General features: G+C 32.0%; 10 protein-coding genes. 9 read left to right on the top strand and 1 reads right to left on the bottom strand.

What is annotated here, in order from left to right:
- The first annotated feature begins 150 nt into the window (after positions 1-150).
- On the top strand, positions 151-1461 hold the full coding sequence (brnQ, locus tag KQI18_RS02150) for a branched-chain amino acid transport system II carrier protein (RefSeq protein ID WP_216465972.1): 1311 nt from the start codon (positions 151-153) through the stop codon (positions 1459-1461).
- Positions 1462-1753: 292 nt separating this feature from the next.
- Here brnQ and KQI18_RS02145 read toward each other — a convergent pair whose 3' ends face one another.
- Entirely contained in the window at positions 1754-2773 is a 1020-nt protein-coding gene (locus KQI18_RS02145; RefSeq protein WP_216465971.1) for a D-2-hydroxyacid dehydrogenase, read from the bottom strand.
- A gap of 600 nt (positions 2774-3373) precedes the next feature.
- On the opposite strand from KQI18_RS02145, the gene KQI18_RS02140 reads away from it, so the two are divergent.
- The 8 genes from KQI18_RS02140 to KQI18_RS02105 all read left to right on the top strand — a co-directional run bounded on the left by KQI18_RS02140 (position 3374) and on the right by KQI18_RS02105 (position 12934).
- Positions 3374-4606, top strand: coding sequence for a CaiB/BaiF CoA transferase family protein (locus KQI18_RS02140; RefSeq protein ID WP_216465970.1), 1233 nt, complete (start codon positions 3374-3376; stop codon positions 4604-4606).
- Positions 4607-4630: 24 nt separating this feature from the next.
- On the top strand, positions 4631-5407 hold the full coding sequence (locus KQI18_RS02135) for an acyl-CoA dehydratase activase (protein WP_216465969.1): 777 nt from the start codon (positions 4631-4633) through the stop codon (positions 5405-5407).
- An 18-nt stretch (positions 5408-5425) separates the two neighbouring features.
- Positions 5426-6652, top strand: coding sequence for a (R)-2-hydroxyisocaproyl-CoA dehydratase subunit HadB (hadB, locus tag KQI18_RS02130; RefSeq protein WP_216465968.1), 1227 nt, complete (start codon positions 5426-5428; stop codon positions 6650-6652).
- Positions 6652-7779, top strand: a complete 1128-nt coding sequence (locus KQI18_RS02125) for a 2-hydroxyacyl-CoA dehydratase subunit D (RefSeq protein ID WP_216465967.1) — start codon at positions 6652-6654, stop codon at positions 7777-7779. Before hadB ends, KQI18_RS02125 begins: the two co-directional genes overlap by 1 nt.
- 148 nt (positions 7780-7927) lie before the next feature.
- Positions 7928-9061 carry a putative isocaproyl-CoA dehydrogenase AcdB gene (acdB, locus tag KQI18_RS02120; RefSeq protein ID WP_216465966.1) on the top strand — a complete coding sequence of 378 codons (1134 nt, stop codon included), beginning with the start codon at positions 7928-7930 and terminating at the stop codon, positions 9059-9061.
- A gap of 48 nt (positions 9062-9109) precedes the next feature.
- Complete coding sequence (gene etfB, locus KQI18_RS02115; protein ID WP_216465965.1) at positions 9110-9895, top strand: electron transfer flavoprotein subunit beta; 786 nt, start codon at positions 9110-9112, stop codon at positions 9893-9895.
- A gap of 25 nt (positions 9896-9920) precedes the next feature.
- Positions 9921-10961, top strand: coding sequence for an electron transfer flavoprotein subunit alpha/FixB family protein (locus KQI18_RS02110; RefSeq protein WP_216466247.1), 1041 nt, complete (start codon positions 9921-9923; stop codon positions 10959-10961).
- Positions 10962-11302: 341 nt separating this feature from the next.
- Positions 11303-12934, top strand: coding sequence for a sigma-54 interaction domain-containing protein (locus KQI18_RS02105; protein WP_216465964.1), 1632 nt, complete (start codon positions 11303-11305; stop codon positions 12932-12934).
- Positions 12935-13093: the final 159 nt, after the last annotated feature.

Below are 13093 nucleotides of genomic sequence, written 5' to 3'. Positions count from 1 at the left end.
TTTTAACACTATATAATTAATCATGAAATGTTAAGAAAACGTTAGCCTAATTAACGTAAATTTAATTTATTAACGTTTTTTTAATAGATGAAATTTTATTTAGATTAACTTAAGGAGACTTAAGTATAAAAATGAGGGGGTTTATAAATAATGGAAACGACCGGTGTAAGAGGAAAAGACGTATTAGTTTTTGGTTTTGCATTATTTGCAATGTTCTTTGGGGCAGGAAATTTAATATTTCCGCCGTATCTAGGTATTATAACAGGACCTGAGTGGTTAATAGCATTTATAGGGTTCACATTTGCAGATGCCGGATTGGCTTTATTAGCAGTAATGGCTACTACAAGATTTAATGGTGATGTAAATAAAATGTTTGAAAGATGTGGTAAAAAATTAGGTATAGCAATAGCCTGCGCGGATATCCTTTGTATAGGACCTTTCTTAGCTATTCCAAGAACAGGTGCTACAACGTTTGAAATGGGTATTACTCCGTTATTCGGAAATTCAATACCAGTGGTATTATTTTGTATTGTATTCTTTGTCTTGACATATGTACTTACAATAAAGCCATCTAAAGTTGTCGATATTGTAGGACAGTACCTAACACCTGCTTTATTTATAGCTCTTACAGTAATTATAATAAAAGGTATAGTTGATCCAATTGGACCTATAGTTGATAAGCCAATGATAGATGGTGTATTTGCAGAAGGTATAGCTCAAGGATACCAAACTATGGATGCGTTTGCAGCGATTGCTCTTGCATCAGTGCTTATAGTATCTTTAAATGAAAAAGGTTACAAAGGATCAAAGATTAAGTTGAAAGCAATTCTTGTGTCAGGTATTGTTGCGTGCGTTGGTTTAGCGCTTGTTTATGGAGGGTTATGTTATTTAGGTGCTACAGTATCTACTATGAATGATGTAAACGCGGTTCAAACCCAAGTTATAGTTAATATAACGTTTTCATTGCTTGGTAATATAGGTAAATCTGTACTTGCAGTAGCAGTTGCACTAGCATGTTTAACTACTTCAATAGGTTTGACTTCTGCGACAGGACAATACTTTTCTAGGCTTACAAATGGAAAAATTACTTATGAAAAGGTTGTTTTAGCTGTTTGTATATTCAGTGCAGCAGTTGCTTCAATGGGTGTTGGAAATATTATTAAATTAGCTTCTCCAGTACTTAGTGTGGTATATCCTCCATCAATAGTACTTATAATATTAGCGTTCTTTACAGAGAAGATCAGAAACGACAATGTATTTAAATTCTCTGTGTACATGTCTTTAATAATAAGTATAGCTACTGTATTAACTGGATATGGAATCAATGTACCATTAGTAGAGAGTTTACCATTGCATGAACTTGGATTTAACTGGGTAGTACCGGTTGTGATAGCTGGTATAATTGGTAACTTTGTACCATCAAAGAGTCAAGAGAAAGCATATGTAATAGAGGAAGCATAAATTAATAAAATTAAAAAATTTTTCATATAGTTTTAATAAAAAAGATGATTTCTATTATAGAAATCATCTTTTTTACTTTTGGAAACCTACACTGACTATATTATCTACAGCGGTGGATATAAAAAATGCTATATGATGAGTAAATATTACGTTATCTAAATTTAATATTTTTTTATTAGTATACTTCAATTCATCGTATGTTAAATTAAGAAATAAAAAAAGACTATCTATATTTAAACATAATAAAAGAGATAGTCTTTTTTATTGGGAAGTCTATTTTATTAAGTCTTTACTACTTAAGTGCCATAGCTGGTAATACATTATTAGCACTATTATCAGTAGTTAAGACATCTTTAACGCAGTCTAAACTTATACTAACGATATTATCTACTGCAGTAGTAGTGAAATAACCTATATGGTGAGTAAATAACACGTTTTCCATGTTTAGTAATTTCTTTATTTGTGGATCTGTAAGATCGTGATGAGGTATTACTTGATTTAAGAAAGTTCCCTCAGTTTCAAAAGTATCTAAGGCAGCTCCACATATGATACCGTTTTCCAGAGCGTCGATTAAATCATCTGTATTGATAATTCCACCACGTCCAGCATTTACTAAGAAAGAACCTTTTTTCATAAGTTTTAGATTATCTTTATTTATCATATGTTTTGTATCTTCTGTAAGAGGTGTGTGTAGAGATACAACATCTGCCACTTTAAGAAGATCTTCTAATGAATCTGTATAAGTTAGAACATCCTTTAGAGATTCATTTACATATGCATCATAAGCTATAACGTTAGCTCCTAAACCTTTAAATAATCTTGCAGCAGTAGATCCTATTTTACCTGTTCCTACTATACCAACAGTTATTGATCTGACTTCTCTTGCAATTAAGTTTGCAGACCATCTGAAGTCTCCAGCATTAACGTTTCTGTTTATAAGATGCATATTTCTTAGAAGATTCATTGTTTGAGTTACAGCAAGTTCTGCAACTGAGTTTGGTGAATAAGCTGGTACATTTGTTATGATTAGATCGTTCTTAATAGCTTGATCTAAATCGATCATATCAACTCCAGCTGTTCTTGAAGCTATTTGTTTTATTCCAAATTCTTTTAATTTTTCGTAAACTATTGTCTCATCAATTGGATTAGTTTGTTGGATTGAAATTCCATCGTAACCTTTGGCTTTATCGACAGTAGCAGCTGATAAACCTTCTTCAATTGTATCGACTTGAATATTGTTTCCATTTTCCTCAACCCACTTTGATATTGCTGGCAATTCATGTTCACGTTTACTAAACATCAATATTTTCATATTAAAGCCCCCTTGTTTTTTTAATAGACAAGCTATCATACAATTAAAGAAAGTAATATATAAAAAAAATAGATACTATAACAGTATATAGATAGCTTTTCTATTATATTGAATTTTTGTAATGATTCAAAAGTGAATAAAATTTGATCATTATTTATAAAAATGCACATAGCTATTTTATACCACTTTGTAAATTAAAAAATTAACTAAATATGTGCTATGATGATTACATGATAGCATGTAGTTGTTAATTTTACAACAAGATAAATGTAAAATTTTTCAACAAAACATTTGTATATTAATAGATAAAAAATTAAAAAAATATAAAAGTCTTGCATTGTGCAAGATGTATATGGTCTTTTGCAATGGAATTGATTTTTCACAGTAAGATCTTCTTAATGACAAAACATGTAGGAATGTGTAAAAATTAACGATTGAAAGAAAAATATAACAGTTGGCACGTTAAATGCTTAACAGTATTATGAGTAAAATAAAATTTCAGCTCAAATTTATTAAAATTTATTTAAATTTTATTTTTTAAAAGTTCTTAATTACAAAATTCAGTATTATACAATTTTATAATTTATAGGAGGTTGAGTTATGGATAATAAAGCATTACTAAAAGGTGTTAGGGTTGTTGAGTTGTCAAGTTTCGTTGCAGCTCCTTGCTGTGCCAAATTACTTGGTGATTGGGGCGCAGAAGTAATTAAAATCGAACCACTTGGCGGAGATGGAATAAGAGTTATGGGTGGAACTTTTAAATCTCCGTACACTGATGATGAAAATCCAATGTTCGAGCTTGAAAATGGAAATAAAAAAGGTATAAGCGTAAATGTTAAAACAAAAGAAGGTGTTGAAGTACTTCACAAACTTCTAGAAAAATCAGATATATTTGTTACAAATGTGAGAGAGCAAGCTCTTGCAAAAATAGGTCTTACTTACGATCAACTTAAAGATGCTTTCCCAGGACTTATTCATGCACACATATTAGGATATGGAGAAGAAGGTCCATTAAAAGATAAACCAGGATTTGACTATACTGCATACTTTGCTAGAGGTGGAGTTAGCCACTCATTAATGGAAAAAGGAACTTCACCATGTAACACAGCAGCAGGATTTGGTGATCACTACGCAGGTATATCTCTTGCAGCTGGAGTCATGGCGGCTCTATACAAAAAACAAGTTACTGGAGAAGGAGATAGAGTAACAGTAAGTCTATTCCACACTGCACTATACGGAATGGGAATGATGGTTACAACATCTCAATATGGAAACGAAATGCCTATATCAAGAGCAGAGCCAAACAGTCCACTTATGACTACTTATAAATGTAAAGATGATAAATGGATACAACTTGCTTTAATACAATACAATAAATGGCTTCCAAGATTCTGTGATGTTATTAACAGACCGGAAATTATGGAAGATGATAGATTTAACGACATAAGTGTTATGCCATTACATGTTGAAGAAATGGTAGAAATAGTAGAAAAAGCAATGCTTGAAAAAACATTAGATGAGTGGTCAGTACTTTTAGAAAAAGCAGATTTACCATTTGAAAAAGTTCAAAGTTGTGAAGATCTACTTACTGATGAGCAAGCATGGGCAAACGATTTCTTATTTAAGACTACTTATGCAAATGGAAATGAAGGAGTACTTGTAAATGGACCTGTTAAATTTAAAACTATGGGAATAAAAGAATACACGCCAGCGCCTAGAATTGGTGAACACACAGAAGAAGTTCTTAAGGAATTAGGATACACTGATGATGAAATAATGGCTATGGCTAATTCTCAAGCTATAAAAGTGGATGCTGCAAAAGAACTAGTCTAGATTTATAAAGGAGCGACTCAAAAAATGTACACAATGGGATTAGATATAGGATCGACTGCATCTAAGGGGCTGATTTTAAAAGATGGAAAAGAAATAGCAGCCTACTCTACAATTCCTTCAGGAACAGGTACTAGCGGACCAGCGAGAGTTCTTGAAGATTTGTATAAAAAACTTAATATAACTGAAGATGATATTGAAAATACTGTAGTAACTGGTTATGGACGTATGAAGTATGCAGATACTCATAAACAAATTAGTGAGTTAAGCTGTCACACAAAAGGTGTAAAGTTTTTAATACCTACAGTTAGAACAGTAATAGACATCGGAGGTCAAGATGCTAAAGCACTTAAGTTAGATGAAAATGGGGTAATGCTAAACTTTTTGATGAATGATAAATGTGCAGCAGGTACGGGTAGATTCTTAGATGTTATGGCTAAAATTGTTGAAGTAGATGTATCGGATCTTGGAGATATTTCAATAAAATCTCAAAAGGAAGTATCTATAAGTAATACTTGTACAGTTTTTGCTGAATCAGAAGTTATATCACATTTATCAAATGATATAGCTATAGAAGATATAGTTGCAGGAATTCATACTTCAGTTGCAAAAAGGGTTGCCAGTTTGGTAAAAAGAATTGGCGTGAAAGAAGATGTAGTAATGGTTGGGGGAGTAGCAAAAAACCCAGGTGTTGTTAAAGCAATGGAAAGAGAGCTAGGCACAAAGATAATAGTTCCAGAAATACCTCAACTTACAGGTGCCTTAGGAGCAGCTATATATGCTTATAATGAAACAAAAAAATAAAAGTAAAGAGGGATGAAAATGTCTGAAAAAAAAGATGCTAAAACAGTAATCAATGAGCTCTTAGCTGAGCAGTATGCAAATGCTTTTAAAGCAAAAGAGGAAGGTAGACCAGTTGGTTGGGCAACTTCAGTATTTCCTCAAGAATTAGCAGAAGTATTCGACTTAAACTTATGCTATCCAGAGAATCATGCTGCTGGTGTTGCAGCAAAAAAAGAATCATTAGAGTTATGTGAAAGAGCAGAAGCAGATGGCTATTCAATAGATCTATGTGCTTATGCTAGAACAAATTTTGGTTTTTTAGACAAAGGAAAAAGTGATACTTTAAATATGCCTACACCAGACTTCTTGCTATGTTGTAACAATATTTGTGATCAAGTTATAAAGTGGTATGAAAACATTTCAAAAGAATTAAAAATTCCTATGATAATGGTAGATGTACCTTTTAATAACGAAGATCACGTTACAGAAGAGAGAGTTGAATACATCAAGGCACAATTTGAAGAAGCTATAAAAGGACTAGAAAAAATATCAGGCAAGAAATTTGATCCTAAAAAATTTGAAGAAGTAATGAAGATATCAGCTGAAAACGGTAGACTTTGGAAGTATTCAATGAGTTTACCAGAAGGGTCTGATCCATCTCCAATGAACGGATTTGACTTATTTACTTATATGGCTGTTATCGTATGTGCAAGAGGAAAAAAAGAGACTACAGAAGCGTTTAAAATATTAATAGATGAATTAGAGGAAAATAAGAAAACTAAAGTGTCTTCATTTAGAGGTGAAGAAAAGTACAGAATCATGATGGAGGGAATACCTTGCTGGCCTACTATAGGTTTTAAAATGAAAACACTAGCAAAATACGGAGTAAATATGACAGGTAGTGTTTATCCACACGCATGGGCACTTCAATATGAAGTTAATGATCTGGATGGTATGGCAAGAGCTTACAGTGGAATGTTTAACAACGTTAACCTAGATAAAATGACAGATTTTAGAGTTAACTCTTTAAAAGATGGCAAATGTGATGGAGCTTTTTATCATATGAATAGAAGCTGTAAACTTATGAGTTTGATTCAGTACGAAATGCAAAGAAAAACTGAAGAAATCACTGGTATACCTTCAGCAGGATTTGATGGTGACCAAGCCGATCCTAGAGCATTTACTAAGGCACAATTCGAAACAAGAATACAAGGTCTAGTTGAAGTTATGGATGAGAGAAAAAATCTTAATAGAGGTGAAATATAATGGAAGCTATTTTGTCTAGAATGCAAGAAGTGGTTGATAACCCAAACGAAGTAATCAAAAAATTTAAGAAGGATACTGGAAATAAAGCTATAGGATGTTTCCCAGTTTACTGTCCAGAAGAGATAATTCATGCAGCAGGGATGTTTCCTGTTGGAATATGGGGTGGGCATACTGAATTAGATTTAGCTAAACAATACTTCCCAGCATTTGCATGCTCAATCATGCAATCATCTTTAGAATTTGGACTTAAAGGGGCTTACAATGAACTTTCAGCTGCAATAATACCTGGGATGTGTGATACACTAATTTGTTTAGGACAAAACTGGAAGTCAGCTGTACCTCAAGTTCCTTATATAGCATTAGTTTATCCACAAAATAGAAAGTTAGAGTCTGGTGTAAAATACCTTATTAATGAATATAAAAACATCAAGGCAGAGTTAGAAAAGATATGTGGACACGAGATAACAGAAGAAAAACTACAAGAAAGTATAGATATATACAATGAACATAGAAAAGTAATGCAAGAATTTGTAGAGTTATCTCCAAAATATTCAAAAACAATAAAACCTTCAGTTAGAAATTTAGTTATTAAAAGTGGATTCTTTATGAAAAAAGAGGAGCACACTGATTTAGTGAAAAATCTTATTTCAGAATTAAACAAAAAACCAACTGAAGAATGTATTGGAAGTAAAGTGGTGCTTACAGGTATTTCTCTTGATTCAAAAGATATATTAGAAATATTAGAAGAGAACAATATGACTGTTGTAGCAGATGATTTAGCTCAAGAATCTAGACAATTTAGAACTCTAGTACCAGAAGGAAAAGATGCTTTAGAAAGACTAGCAAGACAGTGGTCAAACATAGAAGGATGTTCATTAGCTTACGATCCAGATAAAAAACGTGGATCTATGATAGCTGATGAAGCAAAAGCTAAAGATGCAGATGGGGTTGTATTCTGTATGATGAAATTCTGTGATCCAGAGGAATACGACTATCCAGTGGTTAAAAAGGATATAGAGTCTAAAAACATTCCTACATTATTTATAGAAGTAGATCAACAGACATCAAATAATGAGCAAGTTAGAACTCGTGTTCAAGCCTTCTCTGAGATGCTTAGCTTAGCCTAAATTTATATTAGTAACAATCGAGATCTCTATACTTAATAAACTAAAGACGTAAATTTATATGCAAATATGAAATAGCTATTATTTATAGAGATTTCGTTTTTATAATACCTCATATCAAAAATAATAGAATATAAAAATGGAGGAGAATATGTTATTTAATAAAGAGCAAGAACTTTTAAGAAAAGCCGTAAGAGACTTTGTAAGCAGAGAATTGTCAACACTACCAGAAGAAATTGACAAAACTGGTGAGATGCCGAGAGAGTTATTGGACAAAATGGCGCAAGCGAAATACACAAGTGTTACTGTACCTGGGGAATATGGGGGAGCAGGTGCCGACTATGTGTCATATGCAATAATAATGGAAGAGCTTAGTAGAAGATGCGCATCAACTGGAACATATGCAACTGCAGCAGCAACTTTAGTATCTCTACCAATACTTAACTATGGAACAGAAGAACATAAACAAAAATATTTGAGAGGTATTGCATCAGGTGAAATGATAGGAGCATTCGGTCTTACAGAACCAGGAGCAGGATCTGACGCTTCAGCACAACAAACAACAGCAGAACTTGATGGAGATTATTATATATTAAATGGAAGAAAAACTTTTATAACTAATGCACCTATATGTGACTTCGCTATAGTAATAGCTGTTACAGATAGATCAAAAGGTTTAAAAGGAACAACAGCATTTATAGTAGAGAGTAATTTGGAAGGATTTTCTCACGGAGCTCATGAAGATAAAATGGGTATCAGAGGAACTCAAACTTCAGACTTAATATTTGAAAATGTTAAAGTACCAAAAGAAAATCTTTTAGGAAAAGAAGGTATAGGATTTAAAATAGCTATGAACACTCTTGATGCAGGTAGAATAGGGGTTGCAGCTCAAGCTCTAGGAATTGCTCAAGGTGCTCTTGACGAAGCTATTAAATACACTAAAGAGAGAGTTCAGTTTGGTAAATCACTTTCTAAATTCCAAAATACTCAGTTTACTTTAGCTGATATGGAGACAAAGGTAAATGCTGCAAGAGGATTAGTTTATGATGCAGCTGTGAAGAAAGATGCCGGCGTGAATATGACTAAAGAATCTGCTATGGCTAAATACTATGCAGCAGAAACTGCAAATGAAGTTGCATACAAAGCACTACAACTACACGGAGGATACGGATTTATAAAAGACTATCCAATCGAAAGAATATACAGAGATGCAAGAATAATGTCTATATACGAAGGTACATCAGAAGTTCAAAAAATGGTAATCTCTTCAAATATTTTAAAATAAACTCATCATTTTAAAATAATTTATACTAGTTAAATGGAGGTAAAGACTTTGAAAATATTAGTTTGCGTAAAACAAGTTCCAGATACTAATGAAGTTAGAATAAACAAAGAGACAGGGACACTTATTAGGGATGGTGTTCCAAGTATCTTAAATCCTGACGATGCAAATGCGTTAGAAGAAGCTCTAAAATTAAAAGATGGACATGAAGGTTCAACTGTAACAGTAATTACAATGGGACCTCCTCAAGCAGATTTTATGCTTAGAGAATGTTTAGCTATGGGTGCTGATGAAGCTATACTTCTTAGTGATAGAGCATTTGGAGGAGCTGATACTTGGGCAACTTCAAATACAATTGCAGCAGGAATCAAAAAAGTTGGAGATTATGATATAGTATTTGCTGGAAGACAAGCAATAGATGGAGATACTGCTCAAGTTGGACCACAAATAGCTGAAAAACTTGATATACCTCAAGTTACTTATGTGCAAGATTTCTCAATAGATGGAGATACAGTAACAGTACAGAGACAATTAGAAGATGGATATGAAGTAATAAAAGTAAAAAAACCTGTTCTATTAACAGCAGTTAAAGAATTAAACGAGCCAAGACATATGTCTGTTGATAAAATAGTAAAAGCATTTAAAACAGAAGTAAAGGTATGGACAATAGATGATTTAGATGTAGAAAAGGAAGAAGTTGGACTTAAAGCTTCACCAACAAAAGTATTTAGATCATTTACACCAGATCCAAGAGGTAAGGGTGAAATACTTAAAGGCAATCCAGAAGATATTGTGAATACGGTACTAGTAGGACTAAAACAAAAGCACATTATATAAGTTGGAGGTTAAAATGGATACAAAAATGAATGAAACTATAAAAGACTTTAGCTCATACAAAAATGTTTGGGTATTTGCAGAACAAAGAGAAGGTGTAATTACACCGGTTGTAGTAGAATTACTTGGTGAGGGTAGAAAATTAGCTGATGAAATAGGAGTAGATCTTTGCGCTATACTGCTTGGTAAAGATGTAGATTCTATGGCAAAAGAATTAGTTGCTTATGGAGCAGATACAGTTTATACTGCTGATGATGCTCTATTAGAAAGTTTTACAACAGATGGGTATACAAAAGTTATAACTGATGCAATAAATGAATTAAAGCCAGAAATAGTACTTTATGGTGCTACACATATAGGAAGAGATTTAGCTCCAAGAATAGCGTCAAGAGTGAGCACTGGACTTACTGCAGATTGTACTAAACTTGAAATAGATCCAGAAGATAAAAAACTAAAACAAACTCGTCCAGCTTTTGGTGGTAATATAATGGCTACAATTATATGTCCTAACACAAGACCTCAAATGTCTACAGTTAGACCAGGAGTTATGGATAAAGCAGAAAAAGATACTTCTAAAAATGGAAAAATAGTTCCAATAACATTTAATCTAAATAAAGATGATATAAGAGTAGAAGTAGTTGAAACTGTAAAGACAAAAAAAGATCTAGTGTCTTTAACTGATGCAAATATCATAGTATCTGGTGGTCTTGGAATAGGTGGGCCAGAAGGATTTGATATGTTAAAACAATTAGCTGACAAATTAGGTGGAGTAGTTGGCGCATCTCGTGCAGCAGTAGATGCTGGATGGATAGATCATTCTCACCAAGTTGGACAAACAGGAACTACTGTTAAACCAAATCTTTATATAGCTTGTGGTATTTCTGGAGCTATACAACATTTAGCAGGTATGCAGTCTTCTGATTATATTATTGCTATAAATAAAAACGAAGTAGCCCCAATACTAGATGTAGCAGACTATGGAATAGTAGGCGACGTTAAAGAAATAGTACCGCTACTTATTGAAAAACTTGACAGTGTAGATGATTTGATAGAATTAGTAAATGCATAAATTCAGATGGATTAAAAATATTTAAATAGAATTTATACTTTATAGTAAGCCTAACCCAAATAATCCTTGTGTATAAGAACATTATTCATTATATACAAGGATTATTTGATTCAGCATCCAAGTTATATTTAATATAATATAAACCAAATATTTAATATTAATTATATAAAAAACAAAATAAAATATAGTAAATTCGACAAAAAGACAAATTTTATAAAAAATTAACAATTATCGTAAATTTAAACATTTTAAATGATATAATATTGTTAGAGTAGAAAAGTTTGTTTTATTTATATTTCAACAGCGGATTTAATTTACTATATAAGGAAGGGCTGAATAAAGTGTACAATGATTTTAGAGGCTTTATTAATCATTTAGAAAATCCAGCAATTTTATGCAGAGAAACTGGAGAGATACTAGAGTTTAATGCACAAATGAAAAAGATTTTTAATTTCGTAGACATGGACGAGCCATCGAGTATAGCTGATTTGGACGATACCTTTAGTAACAATGATTATTTTTCGAATAATAGAAAAAATGTTAAACTAAGGGATTTAAATATGTTTGTAGATGTATACTCTATCAGAGATTACAGAAATGACATACAATATATATATCTATTTGAAAAATCTATGATAACAGATAATGTCGTAGAGGATATTATTGAGCATATTGATGAAGTAGTAGTTATATTCAATAAAGATGGCGTTATCGAGAAGATGAATAGTCTATGTGATGAGATATTGCCTTTTAAAAGGAAAGAAGTTTTAGGAAGAAATATTGACAAGCTAGTTTATATGGGCTTAGTGGAAGAACCTATAATACTAAATATGTTAGAACTTAAGAAAAAAACCTACAAAAATATAGTCTATCCTGGAGGAAAGGTAATAGCATATACTGCAGTTCCTATTTGTGATAATAAGGGTAATGTAAAAGGCGGAGTCCTTACAGGTAGAGATATTTCGAGAGTTATAAATTTAGAATCCCATGCTAAGCACCATGGGGTAGTATTGAATTCCGATTACATAAGTAAAAGCAGAGTTATGGAAAATATTAAAAACGTTGTCAAAAGAGCAGCAGCCTCTGATTCATCTATTTTTATAACTGGTGAATCTGGTGTAGGTAAAGAAATAATAGCTAGAGAGATTTGTAGATATAGCCCTAGAAGGGAAAAACCATTTATAGCTATTAACTGTGGTGCTATTCCAAATGAGTTGTTAGAATCGGAGTTTTTTGGATATGAAGAAGGATCGTTCACTGGTGCTAAGAAAACTGGTAAAAAAGGTCTTTTTGAGCAAGCTAATGGTGGGACAATATTTTTAGATGAGATAGGTGAATTACCACTTCAAATGCAGAAAAAATTACTTAGGGTAATACAAGAAAATACGATAACCAGAGTCGGTGGAAGTAAACCAATAAAAATTGATGTTAGATATGTAAGTGCCACTAATATCTCTAATGAAGATCTACACGATAATTTGAAATTTAGACAGGATTTGTACTATAGACTGAGTGTGATTCCGATAAAAATACCTCCATTGAGAGAAAGAAAGGAAGATATTGTTCCTTTAGTTGAGCATTTTTTGAAGTTATATAATGATAAATACAATAGAGGAGTAAGTATATCACCTGAAGTATTTAATCTGCTAAATGAACACTCTTGGCCCGGTAATATAAGGGAACTTAAGAATATTATAGAAAGATTTATAGTTCTTTCAGTAAAAAATACTATTGGAGAAGATGAATTTAATATGCTTATAAATTTGGATAATTTGTCGGAGGAAAACGATTTGACATCTCCTATCGTAATAAATGGTATAGTAAATTTAAACGATGCTTATAAGATAGTAGATCAAATAATTATACCTAGAGCAATTGATAGGTATGGCTCTATTACAAAGGCTTCTGAAAAAATAGGTATAGATCCTTCTACAATACACAGAAAGATTAAGAGCGGGCACATTAATTTATAATAAAATAATATTTTAAAGTGTTTATAAAATAAAAAAATAATTACTTACTTTAATAATTTATATACAAAAATAAACATTTTATGACAAAATATGTTAATTTAATGTAATATTTTTAATTATAGATATTTTAAAGAATTGTGCGAAAAATTTCACAAAAGA

The sequence above is a fragment of the Metaclostridioides mangenotii genome (assembly GCF_018917235.1).
Lineage (GTDB): Bacteria > Bacillota > Clostridia > Peptostreptococcales > Peptostreptococcaceae > Metaclostridioides.
The sequence above is the reverse complement of the archived record's forward strand: the minus strand, read 5'-3'. Positions and strand labels throughout refer to the sequence as shown.

What these genes read in the sequence shown, in the direction of transcription:
- brnQ (WP_216465972.1), top strand. Translation starts at nt 151, where the DNA reads ATGGAAACGACCGGTGTAAGAGGAAAAGACGTATTAGTTTTTGGTTTT.
- KQI18_RS02145 (WP_216465971.1), bottom strand. Translation starts at nt 2,773, where the DNA reads ATGAAAATATTGATGTTTAGTAAACGTGAACATGAATTGCCAGCAATA.
- KQI18_RS02140 (WP_216465970.1), top strand. Translation starts at nt 3,374, where the DNA reads ATGGATAATAAAGCATTACTAAAAGGTGTTAGGGTTGTTGAGTTGTCA.
- KQI18_RS02135 (WP_216465969.1), top strand. Translation starts at nt 4,631, where the DNA reads ATGTACACAATGGGATTAGATATAGGATCGACTGCATCTAAGGGGCTG.
- hadB (WP_216465968.1), top strand. Translation starts at nt 5,426, where the DNA reads ATGTCTGAAAAAAAAGATGCTAAAACAGTAATCAATGAGCTCTTAGCT.
- KQI18_RS02125 (WP_216465967.1), top strand. Translation starts at nt 6,652, where the DNA reads ATGGAAGCTATTTTGTCTAGAATGCAAGAAGTGGTTGATAACCCAAAC.
- acdB (WP_216465966.1), top strand. Translation starts at nt 7,928, where the DNA reads ATGTTATTTAATAAAGAGCAAGAACTTTTAAGAAAAGCCGTAAGAGAC.
- KQI18_RS02110 (WP_216466247.1), top strand. Translation starts at nt 9,921, where the DNA reads ATGAATGAAACTATAAAAGACTTTAGCTCATACAAAAATGTTTGGGTA.